Origin of the sequence: Veillonella sp. (assembly GCF_041333735.1) — a bacterium.
Taxonomy (GTDB): domain Bacteria; phylum Bacillota; class Negativicutes; order Veillonellales; family Veillonellaceae; genus Veillonella.
This window is the reverse complement of sequence record NZ_JBGKFB010000001.1, coordinates 835,964-852,729: the sequence shown is the minus strand read 5'-3', so window position 1 is coordinate 852,729 and position 16,766 is coordinate 835,964. Positions and strand designations below refer to the sequence as shown.

Sequence of the window (16,766 nt, the reverse complement as noted above, 5' to 3'; positions counted from 1 at the left end):
TCACATCCCTTTCTTATCTTGTAACGTATGTAAGATTTCGTAGCAATTTGCACGAACGGAAATGAAGTCGTCTACGCCAGCTTCACGGTATACAGGCTCAAGGTCCTTAGGAGGTGCCCCTGCCAAAATAACTGTTACATTCGGCATAGTTTCTTTCAACTCTTTAGCGAGTGGTGGTACTAATTCTGGATATGTATCATCTGTGGAACAGATAACGACAACATCGGCACCACTTTCACGAGCAGCCTTCGCCGCATCAGCCGTTGTTTCATGGCCATCATTTTTAATAACTTCAAAAGCACCTACTTCGAAGAAGCCTGTGGAGAAGTCCGCACGAGGTTTATGTTGAGGGATTGGGCCCATATTAGCCAAGAATACCTTCACATTATCTTTCGTACGTTGTTTATACGCTTCCGTACGCATGCGAAGTGCTTCGAATTGTTCAGTCCAGCGATGTGCTGTAATTGGTTCGATTGTTTCAGAAGCAATATCGCCAGCATCTAAAGCCTTACGGATTTGGCGGATTGTCAATTTTTGTAATGCTCCAAGTTCGATGAGGCCGATCAACGCACCTGGTTCTGTTGTACTTGCTTCTAGAGTAGCCTGTGCTTTCACAACTGCATCAGCCTCTGCACCTGCCAAGTACTCATCGATTTGAGCAGCTCGTTTTTGACGCAATGTTTCTTGATTTTCTGGTTTTGGATCAAGCAATTCTTCCGTCATGTTCGCATACATGTTGTTACCAACTGCAACGTCCTTACGGAATGCAAGGTTCTTGAAGCGTTCATCGAGGATGGCTTTAACTTGAGCTTGAGGATAGCCTTCTTTCAACGCTGCGATAATGCCACCTTTAGACTCGATGGTTTGGAACTCAGCCCAGATTTTTTCACAGAGTTCAGCGGCCAATGTTTCCACATACCAGGAACCGCCTACAGGGTCTACAGGTTGGCGCAACTCGAATTCAGTTTGCAACATAACTTGGATGTTACGGGCAATACGACGAGAGAAATCGTCCGCTTTGCGAATTGGTTGGTCAAATGGAGATACTTCAAGGCTATTCAAACCGCCTACAACACCGGAGAATGCTTGTGTTGTATTGCGCAACAAGTTTACATATGGGTCGTATACAGTTTTTGTGAAAGCAGATGTTCTGCCGTGTACATGAACAGCGCGATCCGCTTCTTCAGCACCGAAAGCTTCCATAATGCGAGCCCAAAGTACGCGCAAGGCACGTAATTTAGCAATTTCCATAAAGAAGTTAGCACCTAAGGAGAATGTGAACATCAAGCTCTTCGCGATGGTGTGAATATCGATGTTGCGTTGTGCTAATTGACGTACGTAGCACACAGCTGTTGCCAATGCATAGGCAACCTCTTGCACATCGTTAGCGCCGCCATTAGCGTATACATCGCCGGATACAAGCACTGTTTTAAGCTCTGGCGCTTGTTCTTTAGCCCATACAACAGTATGTGCCATTTCATCAAAGGCTGTATCTAAGGAAATGTGCAAAGCACCATCCTTCGCCAAAACACCGATAGGGTCGGTACCAACGAGACCTTTCAAGTCAGACGTTTGTTTTTTAGCGCCTTTCACTGTAGCCGCTAACATGCCAAGCAAGATGGCTGCAGAAGCACCAGTTTCAATGTACAAAGGATTTTCCTTCAAATTGAAGCGGTCAATCAATTGTTTGCAGTCATCCATGGTGGATACAGATGTACCACCAACGCCAACAGATGCGCCTACTTGCACATCTTGATCATGACGTGTTGCTTCATCGAGGCGGATATTGTGAATGGTGCCACCTTTTACAATCTCGTATAAACTTGCATGATTAGCATCTTTAGGCAAAGAGTCATCTACATATTGGGATACACCCCAAGAGTCTTTAATATAACCACTTGCCTTAGTGCCACGTAGGAACTCACCTGCCCCAGGGTATACGCCCTTTGGAATTGCTTCTGCATGCAATGCAGGTGTGTAAATTGGCTGCAACGTAATACCTTCATAGGTTTTCGTGAACATCTTCTTGTGGAAGTCGCCACCCTTTAAGGCCTTTTCAACCTCTGCCTGCCATTGTTCATACGTAGGTTTCTCAAATTCATCAAAGGATACAGGAGCTAATAGATCGCGTTCAGCATCCTTTGAAGTCTTTTTGTCAGACATATATGTGCCTCCTTTTCAACTCGAAACCATACCGAGAAACAGCGCACCGTACCTGCGAAGTTTTATATCTATGAATCACTCGAGCTTTCCTGTTTTTGGACCACATCAACCTCAAATCTGTGTCCAGTAATTCAATAATTATAAAGCCTGATTCATACGCTCAACAGTCACTTTCAAGGGCAACAAAAAACGTGCCACCCAAAAGTGACACGTAAGGTTTCTTATTGAAAGGTACGCCAAAAAATACTGAAACCAGCATACCTCAATCCCCTTCCTATCGCTCGTAGGTACATAACGGTGATTATCAAATAGGCAGTTCTCCTGGCTCGGGCTCATCGCCTTGCTTTCGCCTTCCCAGATTGCTCCAGTGACATTTTTGAAAGCAGGCTCGTCCTTACAGTGGCGGGACCGCATCGGCTTGTACCGATTTCTCTATTAAGTCTTGCGACACCTATTCTCTATATTCGTTGTTCTAAGTCCAATATAGTGTAAGATTATGCACAAAGTCAATGAACATAACAGTTAATCATAAGTATCAAATTTTAGGTTATAACTAATGCATATTTAAAATGATAAAAACTCATCACTTTCAAATATACGTATTTATCGCTATCAAATATACGTATTCATTGTCTGCAAATCGAGTTATAAATCGAGTACAAATCATCATAAAATCTAAGCCCACGCACAAACGCACCCACAATGCGTGATATAATAAATACAATCACAAGGAGGCATTATGGAGCACACAAGTAAAAAAGGTCTAATGACAGCCCTTAGTTGCTATATCATCTGGGGCTTACTCCCTCTCTATTGGGCATTACTAAACCATGTTTCACCATATAATATACTGGCACAACGCATTATCTGGTCAGGCATTTGCATGGCCATCGTCGTATTTGGCCTACATTTTAAACAGTTCAAGAAAGACTTTCAACTACTAAAAGAACAGCGTTCACAACTATTGCTACTGTTGCTAGCATCAGTCATCATCAGCGTAAATTGGTTTACCTATATTTGGGCCATCGCCAACAACCAAGTTATGGACACGAGCCTTGGCTATTACATCAACCCACTCTTTAATGTGGTGTTAGGTGTCATCCTATTTAAAGAGGTTCTATCTGTACCGAAAAAGCTAAGCGTCCTCATCGCTACCATCGGCATCGCCTTGCTCACCTATCAAGTGGGATCCTTGCCGTTAGTGTCGATGATCCTCGCCGTTTCCTTTGGCCTCTATGGGGTCGTAAAAAAGAAACTGCTCATCTCTCCCTTTACGAGCATCGCCTTTGAGGCTTGGCTATTAACACCACTAGCCTTACTCTATACAACCATGGTCGATAATACAGTGTGGTCCTATTTCGGCACAGATTGGTATACGTCCATGCTGCTCATAGCCTGCGGTCTAACTACATCGGTTCCATTAGTGCTATTCTCCTATGGTGCTCAACTATTGCCACTCAACCTTCTAGGCTTCCTACAATATGTCTCCCCTACCATTGCCTTGTTGCTGGCTATTTTCTACTTTGGTGAAAGCTTTGGCACACCACAAATGATCGCCTTTGGTTGTATCTGGATAGCCTTAGTGTTGTTCTCATTATCAAATCAAATTACAACCATTAGAAAAATGTAGTTAAGTACAAGAAAGCGTTTGCTATCTGCATGCAATCTCACAAGAGATTTTAGCAACTATATCTAGCCTATAAATACATAAAAGCTGTATCAAATGATATCCTCATTCGATACAGCTTTTTATAATATAATACTTACTCTAAGTTACGCTTATATGATGCTCATACTTATATTAACTCATATATAACGTATCCGTCTTAAACCGTATTAACTCTATTAATCCAATTCATTCATATTGATTGTATTCATATTTGAAATATAACGGTTATAGGCCTCAACCATATGTTTATAATCGTTATCTTGTTTGGACCCCATATAGGTACGGATCGCACCAATCGTAGAGTTTACAGAAGTCTTAACAGTGTCATACTGAGGGCTAGAAATACCATTCGCTAAATCACCAATAGCTTGTAGCTCTTGATTGATAGCATTTACATCTGGTTCTTTTTCACTATCTAGCTTTTCTAGGACTGCAGTAAGTCGCAAAGAAACCTCTTGTGCAGTGGCTGCATTTTTCTTACCTGCATCGCGCAATTGTTGTAACCGTTGTTGCAATCGATCCGTGTTAATCTTATGCATTAAATTATCAAAGTCAGCATAAATAGGAATAAATTGTTCATATAACTGAACATATTTAGGTCCTAATTGTTGCTCCTTAGCATAGTTATCTGTAGTATACCCTTTAGATTTATAATATGCATCAAGTTCTTCCGCAACCGGTGTTATTTCGTTCAATTTTGAAAGTAGCTTATCTAAAGGCTCTTTCATTTCATCATAAGGAACACCTGCTTGCTTAGCCTCTTCTAATTCTTTTTGTAGCTGTTTAAAGTTCGGTGCATTAAATACAGTTAAATGCTGTCCCGCTTTTAACTCATTAAGAGTTGGCCTATTTGCATAATCAAACATTACAGCCATACGATTAAATCGGCTTACGGCTTTCACATATTGATTAAACAACTGTACCTGATCCTGCTCAGACCGCTGTGCAATTTCCTTGCGACTCTGTTCAGTGCCCTGCCATAGCTCCGACATACTACAACCGCTCAACAATAAGGGGGATGTCAATGTAGCCGCACACAACACAGCCATTGCAATCCGTTTACCCAATGGTTTCATGATGAATTCTCTCCTTTCATCAATATTGAACCTGATTTATATACCTTAATTATATACCAATACGATTTATATAAATAGAATTAATGCACATAACTCATACATCTAGTTTGTCAAGTGACTAATAGAGTCAGGGGTGACCAATGGTCACCCCTGTTTTCCTTTATATACGGTTAGACTAGAAATGAAAAGACATAACTCCTATCAATTGTTTTATACGTGTACACGTGTTACTATAAAAGGAGAGCGTATGAAAGATAAAGATCTACTAAAACTGCTACTCAAAAACGGCTGGAAGGATGTACGGCAACACGGCAGTCATCATCGTTTGAAAAAGGATAATCAAGTTGAAGTGATTGCCGTACACGGAAAAGATGTACCTGTCGGCTTATTAAATGCAATTTTAAAACGTACAGGACTAAAATGAGGAGGATCTATGAAATTTATATACCCTGCTATAATCCATGATGATGCTGATGGTTTCTGGGCTGAGTTTCCAGACTTAGAATATACTAGCAGTACTGGCTCAACGTTAACAGAGCTCGTAACTAATGCCCAAGAGGCAATGGAACTATATATTTTAGGTGCCTTAGAGGATGGGGAGAGTTTACCAACACCTACATCTATTCGCAACTTACCTTGTACGGATACAACGTATCCTACATTAGTACAAACAGATATTGATTTAGCTAAAAATAGTAAATCCGTAAAGAAAACCTTAACTATTCCTGCATGGCTTAATGATAGAGCACTAGCTAAAGGAATTAATTTTTCTCAGCTTTTACAAGAAGCATTAGTAGAGAAAACAATGTAAATGTAAATTTACCTCATCAATTGCTTAGTAAAATTAGAACTACTGTCCACGCAATAACTGCTAAGGTGAGTAATAGTATACAAATCATCCACAGGATTATTACAAAGTAGAGCAATAGCTTAAGCACATATAACACATCAAACCATATACTATGTTGATCCTCTAGACGGTCCATGTAGGTACTGAGACAGCGCTCTAAATATGGAGGTTTTGTACGAGGATTCAGCTTTTTCCAATAAAACACCAAATAAGGCGTAACAATACAGCCTACCAGCACTATGTAGGTAAGGAAGATAGGTGTTTCAATATTGTACCGAGTCATAAAGTCTGACCAGCTGCCTAGCATTTGACCGGCGAGATACAAAAAAAGAAACCAATACAAGAAGGCTACTAACTTTATAATATGGCGAATGATTTGTTTAGTGTCCATGCCTATAATCCTACTAATGTTTTAAAGCGCGCATTATTGTGAAAGCGTTCAAAATGGTCTTGTTCAGCGGCCACGGTTTTCACAGATGGATCAATTTTAATTGCTTTTTCAAGCCAATCAAGGGCCTTAGTATCATCCCCTTGGTCTGCATAAATGGTAGCAATGCCATACACAGACCAAGTGTTACTAGGGTCCTTTTCTAATACCTTTTCAAACCATTGTTTAGACTCATTTAATTGGCCTTGTAATTTGTACACCATAGCCATGTTGTAATAATTAGCTACGTTATTAGGATCTAAATCATATGATTTTTTAGTATCTACTAAACCTTTAGCGGTATCACCATTTAACGCCGTAGCGAAGCCACGGATGGAGTACGCCTCTGCATTATTAGGATTATCCTTAATAGAAGCTGATGCTTCCTCGATGGTTTTAGCATAATCACCAGAGGATAGAGCCTGCTTAGCTGCCATTACATGAGCATCTTGACCTTGATCTGTCTTAGCTTGTTCGTTAACTGTTGTAGGTTTAGTGTCTTGCTGGGTCTTAGTGTCTGTGCCACAACCTAATAGGCTAAGCAAACAAATACATAATAGAATATATTTCATACAATACCTCTATATTATCTATATATACAACCACATTATGTCGTATATATTCATTATTTAATATGATGACAATATGTAGTAGTAACTGATAATTTATTTAATACCATTACAATTATACCAAAACTATATACAAAAAAGGACGAGCCGCAACTCGTCCTTTTTCGTTATATGGTAGGTAAAGTTATAAATCTTATTTTTTTGCTTTAGAGCAACGGTCTAATAGGAATGCAACGCCTACGAATGGGATGCCACCGCTTTCACCAAGACCAATTTCACATGTGGAACTGGAACTTACGCCTAGTGTTGCGCCGTATTCAGCAATTTCACCAGCAAGGTCTTTTGTAGCAGCTTTGTTAAGTTCTGGTGTGAAGAAACCTTTTTGACCAGCAAAGCCATCGCATGCGAAGGATTTAATGTTGAATACATGGTCTGTACATAGACGAGCCAAGTCTTCGATGTATTGAGATTTACCCAAAGATTTAATCTTACATTGTTTATGTACGATTACCCGTTCATCGCATTTTTCAATGTCGAGATGAGGTACTACGTATTTGCACAAGAATTCAGAAATATCATTGATTTCTAAATCTGGCATGTGTTTGAACGCATGGTTGAAACATGCACTATGGTCGATCACGATTGGATATTTACCATTTTGAGATGCTTTCATCAATGCATCGTGTAAGTCCTTAACAGCACGTTCGTGAACATCATCGTAGTTTTCAAAGCTCAAGCCACAGCAGAGGTTTTCGATATGTTGAGGATAAATAATATCGATATGAGCCTTGTTACAGAGGCTTTCTACAACTTGTTGTAAGCTACGATCATCGTCATACCCTTGATTTGGTTTGAATGCGCGGTTCGCACAAGTACTGAAGTATACAACCTTTTCAAAGTTAGTAGGTTTAATGCGGTTTTTCAATTTATAGCGATTAGCCTTAGGAGTTGTTTTAGGTACATATGGTGTAACACCTGTTACGCCATGTAAGCCTTCAGTAATCTTAGAAATCGCTTTTTGTGTAATGATAGATCCTGCAATGCCTTCAAGACTTACACCAGCACGACACATTTGAAGTGTTGTGGAGAAGTTATCGTAGATTTTCTTAGCCAATTCTGGTGCAGGTGGATCGATGCGGCGCATGGACAATGCGATTTGAGCAGTATCGATGCTAAGTGGGCAAAGACCTTTACACATAGAGCAAGCAGCACAAGTATCTACGCCGAAGTATTCGTAACCTTTTCTAAGTTCAGATGCCAATGTGAAGTTACCTTCGTTTTCAAGGCGTTTAGTTTCGCGCAACAATGCGATACGTTGACGTGGAGTCAATGTTAAGTTACGGCTTGGACAATGTTTTTCACAGAAACCACATTCCATACAGATTGTGAAAGCATCATCGATAACGCATTGAGCTTTAAGGTTTTTCTTGTACACATCTGGGTCATCAGTAATCATAACATCAGGGTTCAAGATGCGTTCAGGGTCAAAGATGGCTTTGATGCGACGGTTGATTTCGTACGCTTTTTTGCCCCATTCCATTTCAACGAATGGTGCTACCATGCGGCCTGTACCATGTTCGGCTTTCAAAGAACCACCGAAACCAGATACGCGTTCGGACATTTCTTTTACCAAGTCGCCGAAGTTCTTAGTATCTTTAGGGTCGCTAAAATCAGGTGTAATGTTAAAGTGAACATTACCAGACAAAGCATGACCGAAGATTACGCCACCATCAACGAAATCGTATTTGTGGAATAATTCGGTAAGCATTTCAATGCCTTTAGTGAAGTCTTCGATTTGGAAGCAAACGTCTTCTGTGATAACAGTAGTACCTTTTCTACGTTGACCACCAACGATAGGCAAGATACCTTTACGGATAGCCCACCAAGAATCGTATTCCTTAGGATCTTGAGAATAAAGACTTGGGATAGCTGTTGGGATGTCTTTCAATTTATCTTTAATGAAAGCTAAATTTTCATCTACAGTTTCTTTGGAGTAGCTTTCAGTTTGGAACAAGATAGCGCTTGTACCTTCTGGCACTTCACGAACGAAGTCTGGTACATTTTCAAGAGTTTGAACGGCTTTCAAGGATTGATAGTCCATCATTTCTGCAGCTACAACCTTATCGCGGCCCATATTAGCCAAGGCCACAACGGCCAAGGATGCATCGTTCAATGTTTTGAAGAACATGAGACCGCAACCTTTATGAGGTACGTCTTCAACAGTGTTGTACACGATTTCAGATACGAAGCCCAATGTACCTTCAGAACCGATGAACAAGTGATTGATGATGTCGATGATGTCTTCAAAATCAACAAGGGAGTTCAAGCCATAGCCTGTAGTATTTTTGATTTTGTATTTGTGATGAATCAAATGAGTCAATTCTTCGTCAGCTAAGATTTCTTTGCGCAATTGCAAGATTTCTTCTACCATTTGAGGTTTTTCACGAAGGAATTGTTCAATGGATTTTTTATCGGATGTATCAAGAACAGTACCATCTAGTAATACAACGCGGATGGAACGGATTGTTTTATAGGAGTTTTGAGCCGTACCACAGCACATACCAGAGGAGTTATTGTTCAAAATACCGCCTACTAATGCTGTTGCAAGCGTAGCTGGATCTGGACCGATTTTGCGGTTGTATGGTTTCAACAAATCGTTGGCATCAGAACCGATAACACCACATTCGCATTTTAAAGCCTTGCCATCGTCGATAACTTCCATTTTTTTGAAGCCATCATTACATACGATGAGCACGTCTTCACTGGAGCATTGACCAGACAAAGAAGAACCAGCCGCACGGAATGTAAATGGTGTACCACATTGTTGGCACAAACGAATAAGGCGTCGTACTTCACGTTCATCCTCAGCCTTTACAACAACCTTTGGTAAATAGCTATAACAGGACGCATCAACACCATATGCATAACGACGTAAATGGTCAGTATAGACACGATCTTTGCAAATCTCTTTTGCCTCCTTGGCAAAACGTTCATAATCTCTAGTAAGCGTACTCACTTATATTTCCTCCTATCCTCTCTTAAGGAATATATCTTATAATGTCTTATATTTAGTATACGCCGTTCTCATTCTCACTACTATAATTATGCATAAATTATATGTCTCCTAACAATTCTCGATATGCACAGCTTTTTTATTTCTTTAGTTGAAAGTGCATCTCAATAGCATTATCATATACTCATCTTTTCATATGTTATATTAAAACTATTTTATTTACTAAGCATATTCATAACGCCATAACAAATGAGTGCTAAACATCCCATAAAACATGAGTTACACTGCATATAATTCTATAGGAAATAGTTTACAAAAATTATGCATAAATTCGGTATAATTTATTTGTTTTAGTTTTCTCGTTCTCATTTATATTTAACTATGACTTTTACTCATACCTTTTTAATTACCTATCTAATATGCCTATTCATAGTTTCTTTACATATAAAAAGCCCTCTAGTGATAACTCTTACGAGCAACCACTAGAGGGCTTATATTATCCAAGAATACCAGATTTCAAAATAAGGCGTACTGCCAACGCAAAGACTGCCACACTCATGAGGGCAAGGATAGATTTTGCTTTCAAACGTTTAGCAATGCGCGCCCCTGCTTGAGCACCAAAGATAGCACCAATACTTGTAGGGATAGCGATACTAAAGACGATATGATTTTCGATTAAATGTGTTATAACACCTATCGTTGTAGATACAGCAAGGATAGATTGGCTCGTAGCCGTAGCCATATGGGTTGGGAAACCCATGAGATAGATCAAGGCAGGTACATGGATGAGGCCACCGCCGATACCAAAGATACTGGAGATAAAGCCTACAAAGAAGCTAATACTAATACCGATAGGCTTGCTATAGGTTAGCTGATCAAGGGTAAGGCTTTCTTCCTTCCGCTCCCCTTTACGGAAATTCTTAAACCCAATCAAACCAGAAGCACAGAGCATAAAGCACCCAAAGGCAAACATAAAGCCTTTACCAGAGAACCAACCAGACATTTGAGCCCCTAAAATGGCGCCTGGAAGGGTTGCTAAACTAAATACAATAGCCGCGCTGATGAGTACTTTTTTCTGTTTAATATAGGCAATGGATCCAGAAATCGCATTACACATAACAGAAAATAGCGATGTCCCTACAATCATGGATGGAGACCACTCAGGGAACCAATACATAAAGAGAGGCACAAATACAAGCCCTCCACCAGCACCGATGATAGTGCCTAGCATAGCGGCTAAAAAGCCAACTATGGTAAAGAAGATATAAAATACTATAATATTATCCAGCATGATAAGGCCTCCCTTTACTTAGATTGGAAAAAGCTCTTTGCTATATCTGATTCGATTGGAAAAATTCTTTCGCTGCTTTTAATCGTCCTCGTTCACAAGAGACTTGTAGTTCGTCACCTGGTTCAAGTTTTACATCCCCTAACGGCACAATGTATGTTCCATTGCGACGAATACTAACGATAAGTGTCCCATCTGGCAAGGCCAAGTCTTGTAATTGTACATCTGTATAATTCGCTACTACAGGTACCTTCGTTTGGAAGAAGGTTTGTACAGATTCTAAATTGTTTTGACCACTCATAGCTTGTAATAAGGAATCGTAAATAGGTGGTTCTTTTAATAGTTCTGCCACAAGGTAGGCCACCAGTGTAACAATGCCGATGGCGTAAATATTGGAGAAACTATTCGTCATTTCAAGAACGAGCAAAATCGCAAGAATCGGGGTCCGCATAGCCGCCGCTAACATACCACCCATGGCGCAAATAACGAATTGCGGTACAAAATCAGGCGCGATGATACCCACTGATGAAAGCAAGCTTTCACAAAAGGCGCCTGCCGAAGCCCCTATAACGAGCATAGGCAAGAATATACCGCCTTGCGCACCACTGCCATAGCAGAAGGTAGTAAGCAAAATCTTACCTAATACGATGCCCCCCAAGAGCAAGACACCATGAGATTGAAAGGCTAGCTGCCCCACAAGATCATTGCCACCGCCCAAGAGAAGTTGCGAGTCATAGCCGATAACGGCCACAGTCACAAAGGTAAGGGCTAATTTCAAGAACCGAGAGCATTTAAGCCATTCAAAGAACTTCTTAAATGCAAAGATCATGCGACAGAAGAACACCCCACAGAGACCCATGATAACGCCAACCATAAGAAGGACTGGGAAGTACTCAAGAGGTACACCGGAGGTCACCGAAAATCCAAGGGCCGGTTCGAGGCCGAAGATACTAACCGTAATATAGTTAGAAATTAAGGTAGCCACGAAAGTAGGCACAACGAGGTACGGATAGAAGCTTTTATGGACCTCTTCAAAGACGAACATAGCCCCCGATACGGGTGCACTAAATGCAGCCGTTAAGCCTGCCCCTGCCCCAGCAGAGGTCAAGATACGCTGCTCACGCAGCCCTGAATTCATCCAATAGGACACAATCTTGCCGGCAGAGCCACCAATTTGTACGGCTGGACCTTCACGACCTACAGAGAAGCCGGCAAAACCAGTCAACACGCCACCAATCATCTTGGAAGCTAGCGTCCGATACGGCTTCATATCAAAGAGGCCTAGCATTTCCCCTTCGATTTGAGGAATACCAGAACCACCAGATAATGGAGCCCACGCGAGCAATCGATCTACGATAAAGGCAAAGATGACCATCATCACAAGCCATCCTATGGCCCATTCTAGGGTAATGCCATCCATCAAATGCCAGCGAATATGCTCAGATTCAAGGATCAAATAGCGATATGTAGCACCACAAAAGCCTGCAATCACGCCCACAAGAGCGCCCTTCGCAATGAGCTCCGTCAACAACATACGATTCATGGACATATCTGCTAAGGTAGAACTTCGCTTATTAAATTTCCATAGCTTCATAACATTCCTCCTTAGCACTGACCAAATCTGGCTTATTATCTAGTAACATACATACAACCAAACTATGTATTCATATCCTTAGTATACTTATGTAAACCACCATTTTCAAGAAAGGATTACGTATCAAACAGCTATCTCACTAAACGTAAAATTAAAAATCCAAATAACAAGACAATAGATAGCTCTTCAAACACAAAGCTAGCCACCTCTAAAACGAGATGGCTAGTTTTGTTAAGCAAGTGTGTAAATGTATTTTCTTTACATATTCGGAGGCATCTGAAATATGTAAAGATTCTAAAGATGTAAAGTTCTTAGGGCTAGAGCTAAGCATCATTTAGACTATTAGATTATTTAGACTAGCAAAATATTTAGACTAGTCTAAATATTGATACCACATTATAGTATTAAATCCTATACATCATGAAACACTATATGCTAGCAAATCCTAAAATTCCTTAGAATATGGATTCATAGATACCAATGATTTCTTCCATAGATGCATCCCGTGGATTACCAGGTGTACATGCATCGTTGAACGCAGATTCAGCGAGGAATGGAATATCTTCTCGTTTTACGCCCGCTTCGCTAAGGGATTTAGGAATGCCTACATCATCAGCTAGTTTTTGGATCACATCAATAGCTGCTTGACGATATGTTTCTTGATCCATGCTATCCACATCAGGAACGCCCATAACGCGAGCGATTTCACGATATTTTTCGCCTGTGACTGGGGCGTTAAATTTCAAGACTGCTGTTAACAGCATGGCACACGCTTTACCATGAGGGATATCGTACACAGCACTCAATGGATGTGCCATGGAGTGAACAATGCCGAGGCCTACGTTGGAGAAGCCCATACCTGCAATATATTGACCAAGAGACATGGCTTCACGACCTGCGAAGTCACCAGCTACGGCGCTACGCAAAGAACGACCAATAATTTCAATGGCTTTCAAATGAAGCATATCAGTAAGCTCCCATGCACCTTTGGTGATATATCCTTCCACAGCATGAACGAGGGCATCCATGCCGGTAGATGCGCAAAGACCAGTTGGCATCGATGCGGACATATCAGGGTCTACAATGGCTACGATTGGGATATCATGAGGATCAACGCAAACGAATTTACGATTCTTTTCAACGTCTGTAATAACGTAGTTAATCGTAACCTCTGCAGCCGTACCAGATGTGGTAGATACAGCAATAATCGGCAAGCATGGATGTTTCGTAGGTGCCAATCCTTCAAGACTACGCACATCGCCGAACTCAGGATTTGTAATAATCGTAGCAATAGCCTTACTTGTATCGATAGCACTGCCACCACCTACAGCAACGATAGCTTCAGCACCTGCCGCCTTACAAGCAGCCACACCAGATGTTACGTTTTCAATGGTTGGATTTGGCTTAATATTGTCATATACATCGTAAGCAATACCTGCCGCATCAAGTAGGTCTGTTACCTTTGTAGCCACCTTAAACTCAAATAGATCAGGTGTAGACGTAACAAGAACCTTTTTAAAATGGCGATTCTTAATTTCGTTCACAATCTCCTGAATCGCCCCTTGCCCAAAATAGGACGTACCGTTCAACATAATTCTCCGAGCCATATACATTCACTCCTAACGAATAAAAAATAAACCGATAGAGAATAACTATACTAAGTAATTCTCTATCGGTTTATTAAAATCCTTGAAACTGTGTTATGTATACACTATATAATCATTGCAATAATTCTAAGGTTTGTTTCCATTGAAGGGTTAACTCCATTTTAGCTAGAACCTGATTAAACTGCATAACAGGTAATATTTCACTTAAAAGTATTAATTCATTAATTACCTCATCAATAATACGTTTATACGATATTCTAGGCAATAGTAATCTTAAAGATATTAACACCCCATATACTGAAGATTCACTCCCTTTTGGAGTTTGTACAAAATAATATGTTAATTTTTTAATAGTTTTCTTTGGACCTATAATTCTATGGTTATAAAGTCTGTCTCCATGCGCACATACATTTCTATAACCCACAAGAACATCTAGTATCTCACTAAAAACAGGTATCAAAGTAGATGTTGGATCAGTAATAGATACCTTATACTCACCAGTATATTCCTTGTGTATATCTTTTAATATTCTCTCTTGTATATTAGGTGTAATTAATTTATAAAAATTAGTAATTTCACCGAATGTAAGTTTTGTTACCAATACCCATAATGGTAAATCTTGATGTGTTGTTAAATAATGAGAAAACATCGTATGTCTCGCATTACGTTGTGTAGCATTAGATAATTTAGAGACTAATTCTGTCGCTTTTGGTAAATTTGTTTTAGAAAAATTATTGACATTCAAATGACTAAATTCAGATGTATATATCTCTGAAAAACGATAAGATACTTTAGTACAAATATTTTGTTCAGCTTGTAATAGAGCTTTTAATAAAATAATTCGTAAATTACGATCAAAACAATATAATCCATATATTTGAAAGAATGTTGTCCCAGTTACATAATAGTCATCACCACTATTTAATGTTGCATTATTATCTAAAAAAATATCTTTATATCCATTGATTACTGCATAATAATTATCTCTTGCTAAAATTCTTTTTACTCTGCTACCTTCGCTCCCCTTTCCAATTGTAATATTTCGTTTTCTCATCAAGCGTAATAGGGAATCTAAAGACTTAAACGGCTTAGACATAAGTCCCTCCTACAGACAAAAAAGCTCGCCGACCCTTGAGTCGACGAGCGTTGTACGTTGCCCGTAAGCTTCGCACAGTTTCTCTGTGTAATAACTATAACAAAGTTCTCCCTCGAGTGTCAACTCAGATGCGATTTCAATGAATAGTACTTCCACTTTCTATATTCGTTATATGGTTAATTAATTCCTGCAACAAAAACAAATAGTCTAAGAAATTTTAGTTATCTTCATAAGCAAAATCCGTTTCACAGATTCATCGAGTCGTTCTTTAGAGATTCGGCCGTCTTTTACGGCTTTCATAAGGCCATTGTACGCTTCTTGCATGTGTTCGTACTCGTGGCATACGAGCAAGATATCGCTGCCAGCCAAGATAGATTGAACCGCCATATCGCCAAAGGTGTAGTGTTTTGCAAGAGCGCCCATATCCATATCATCCGTTACGACAACGCCGTTATAGCCCATATCCTTGCGCAACCAGTCTGTAATGATAGCTTTAGATAGACTAGATGGATGGTCTGGATCGATTTGAGGATACATCGCATGAGACACCATAATTGCATATGTATTCGGTTTAGACTGTTTAATGAGGTCTACAAATACCTTTGTATCTTCATTCAACAATGTCTCTTTAGACACTGGCACAACACTGGTATCAGCATGTAAATCAACATCCGTTTTACCAATACCTGGGAAGTGTTTGTAAGAATACCACAAGCCCGCTTCATCATAGGCCTTGCCTACTGCACTGGCATAGCGTACGACCTCATCAGGGTTCGTACTAAAGGAACGGCCATAGGTTAATCCCAAGTCCGCTACAGGAGCAAAATTAATGTTGAATCCCAAGTCTTTAAGTTCTGTACCAGACTGTTTTGCCAAGGATACCGCTTTCTCAATAGGCTCCTTGCCTAACTCTTCTGCTGGAGGGACCTTGATGAGCTGATCCTCCATGCGCGCTACGGCACCGCCCTCTTGGTCGATGCCGATGAATAATGGCGTTAAACCGGCGCTTTTACCAGTTTTATTAATGTCCGCAATCAACGATTTCACTTGATCTTTGGACTCCATATTCCGATCAAACAAGATAATGCCGCCCACGCGGTACTCATTGAGCATAAACTTAGCATCATCGTTCAAGGTCTTGCCGTGGATACCAATCATCAACAATTGCCCTACCTTGTCTGCATCAGACATATTAGCCACTAATTTGTCCACCTTTTCCTCTGGTGAAAGCTTGCTCTGTGCCACGGATTCATAGGTGACAGGCTCAGCCTTAGAAGTAAATGGATTATGTAAACCGCAACCCGTTGTGAGCGCCAACGCGCCGATCATCGTTGCTGCTACGATACGTCGAAACATATATACCTCCAAAATCTCTAAAAAGTATTATGTATAGTATATCAAATAATAAAGACAA

The 16,766-nt window shown here is 40.2% G+C and carries 12 protein-coding genes and 1 riboswitch; of the genes, 3 read left to right on the top strand and 9 right to left on the bottom strand.

The genetic code is table 11. The features are described from left to right. On the bottom strand, positions 1 to 2,163 hold the full coding sequence (locus ACDF53_RS03770; RefSeq protein WP_370815538.1) for a methylmalonyl-CoA mutase family protein: 2,163 nt from the start codon (positions 2,161 to 2,163) through the stop codon (positions 1 to 3). Between the two features lie 293 nt (positions 2,164 to 2,456). After that, a riboswitch (cobalamin riboswitch) is annotated at positions 2,457 to 2,633 on the bottom strand. A gap of 269 nt (positions 2,634 to 2,902) precedes the next feature. Between ACDF53_RS03770 and rarD the strand changes: the two genes are divergently transcribed. Continuing rightward, the gene (gene rarD / locus ACDF53_RS03765; protein WP_370815537.1) at positions 2,903 to 3,793 is read left to right on the top strand and encodes an EamA family transporter RarD; all 891 of its coding nucleotides are present in this window, start codon (positions 2,903 to 2,905) and stop codon (positions 3,791 to 3,793) included. A gap of 215 nt (positions 3,794 to 4,008) precedes the next feature. On the opposite strand, the gene ACDF53_RS03760 is transcribed toward rarD, so the two are convergent. Beyond that, entirely contained in the window at positions 4,009 to 4,908 is a 900-nt protein-coding gene (locus ACDF53_RS03760) for a DUF3829 domain-containing protein (RefSeq protein WP_370815536.1), read from the bottom strand. A 247-nt stretch (positions 4,909 to 5,155) separates the two neighbouring features. On the opposite strand from ACDF53_RS03760, the gene ACDF53_RS03755 reads away from it, so the two are divergent. Next, the gene (locus ACDF53_RS03755; protein WP_370815535.1) at positions 5,156 to 5,332 is read left to right on the top strand and encodes a type II toxin-antitoxin system HicA family toxin; all 177 of its coding nucleotides are present in this window, start codon (positions 5,156 to 5,158) and stop codon (positions 5,330 to 5,332) included. Between the two features lie 9 nt (positions 5,333 to 5,341). Next, positions 5,342 to 5,719: a type II toxin-antitoxin system HicB family antitoxin gene (locus ACDF53_RS03750; protein WP_005384984.1), complete on the top strand. Its 378-nt coding sequence runs from the start codon at positions 5,342 to 5,344 to the stop codon at positions 5,717 to 5,719. Between the two features lie 432 nt (positions 5,720 to 6,151). Here the strand turns inward: ACDF53_RS03750 and ACDF53_RS03745 are convergent, their stop codons facing one another. The 7 genes from ACDF53_RS03745 to ACDF53_RS03715 all read right to left on the bottom strand — a co-directional run bounded on the left by ACDF53_RS03745 (position 6,152) and on the right by ACDF53_RS03715 (position 16,708). After that, complete coding sequence (locus tag ACDF53_RS03745) at positions 6,152 to 6,757, bottom strand: tetratricopeptide repeat protein (protein WP_370815534.1); 606 nt, start codon at positions 6,755 to 6,757, stop codon at positions 6,152 to 6,154. A gap of 190 nt (positions 6,758 to 6,947) precedes the next feature. Further along, positions 6,948 to 9,770, bottom strand: coding sequence for an FAD-binding and (Fe-S)-binding domain-containing protein (locus ACDF53_RS03740; RefSeq protein WP_105093740.1), 2,823 nt, complete (start codon positions 9,768 to 9,770; stop codon positions 6,948 to 6,950). 493 nt (positions 9,771 to 10,263) lie between these two features. Beyond that, the gene (locus ACDF53_RS03735; RefSeq protein WP_227721266.1) at positions 10,264 to 11,058 is read right to left on the bottom strand and encodes a sulfite exporter TauE/SafE family protein; all 795 of its coding nucleotides are present in this window, start codon (positions 11,056 to 11,058) and stop codon (positions 10,264 to 10,266) included. Between the two features lie 40 nt (positions 11,059 to 11,098). Next, positions 11,099 to 12,649 carry a ClC family H(+)/Cl(-) exchange transporter gene (locus tag ACDF53_RS03730; RefSeq protein ID WP_105093742.1) on the bottom strand — a complete coding sequence of 517 codons (1,551 nt, stop codon included), beginning with the start codon at positions 12,647 to 12,649 and terminating at the stop codon, positions 11,099 to 11,101. Positions 12,650 to 13,104: 455 nt separating this feature from the next. Then, on the bottom strand, positions 13,105 to 14,256 hold the full coding sequence (fucO, locus tag ACDF53_RS03725) for a lactaldehyde reductase (protein ID WP_370815533.1): 1,152 nt from the start codon (positions 14,254 to 14,256) through the stop codon (positions 13,105 to 13,107). A gap of 112 nt (positions 14,257 to 14,368) precedes the next feature. Beyond that, positions 14,369 to 15,352 (bottom strand): Abi family protein, encoded by a 984-nt coding sequence (locus ACDF53_RS03720; protein WP_213467379.1) that lies wholly within the window; start codon positions 15,350 to 15,352, stop codon positions 14,369 to 14,371. Positions 15,353 to 15,559: 207 nt separating this feature from the next. Then, on the bottom strand, positions 15,560 to 16,708 hold the full coding sequence (locus ACDF53_RS03715; RefSeq protein ID WP_370815532.1) for a glycoside hydrolase family 3 N-terminal domain-containing protein: 1,149 nt from the start codon (positions 16,706 to 16,708) through the stop codon (positions 15,560 to 15,562). Between the last annotated feature and the right edge of the window lie 58 nt (positions 16,709 to 16,766).

Bases quoted from the DNA above. Each gene is read 5' to 3' on its own strand.
- ACDF53_RS03770 (WP_370815538.1), bottom strand. From the start codon at position 2,163: ATGTCTGACAAAAAGACTTCAAAGGATGCTGAACGCGATCTATTAGCT.
- rarD (WP_370815537.1), top strand. From the start codon at position 2,903: ATGGAGCACACAAGTAAAAAAGGTCTAATGACAGCCCTTAGTTGCTAT.
- ACDF53_RS03760 (WP_370815536.1), bottom strand. From the start codon at position 4,908: ATGAAACCATTGGGTAAACGGATTGCAATGGCTGTGTTGTGTGCGGCT.
- ACDF53_RS03755 (WP_370815535.1), top strand. From the start codon at position 5,156: ATGAAAGATAAAGATCTACTAAAACTGCTACTCAAAAACGGCTGGAAG.
- ACDF53_RS03750 (WP_005384984.1), top strand. From the start codon at position 5,342: ATGAAATTTATATACCCTGCTATAATCCATGATGATGCTGATGGTTTC.
- ACDF53_RS03745 (WP_370815534.1), bottom strand. From the start codon at position 6,757: ATGAAATATATTCTATTATGTATTTGTTTGCTTAGCCTATTAGGTTGT.
- ACDF53_RS03735 (WP_227721266.1), bottom strand. From the start codon at position 11,058: ATGCTGGATAATATTATAGTATTTTATATCTTCTTTACCATAGTTGGC.
- ACDF53_RS03730 (WP_105093742.1), bottom strand. From the start codon at position 12,649: ATGAAGCTATGGAAATTTAATAAGCGAAGTTCTACCTTAGCAGATATG.
- fucO (WP_370815533.1), bottom strand. From the start codon at position 14,256: ATGGCTCGGAGAATTATGTTGAACGGTACGTCCTATTTTGGGCAAGGG.
- ACDF53_RS03720 (WP_213467379.1), bottom strand. From the start codon at position 15,352: ATGTCTAAGCCGTTTAAGTCTTTAGATTCCCTATTACGCTTGATGAGA.
- ACDF53_RS03715 (WP_370815532.1), bottom strand. From the start codon at position 16,708: ATGTTTCGACGTATCGTAGCAGCAACGATGATCGGCGCGTTGGCGCTC.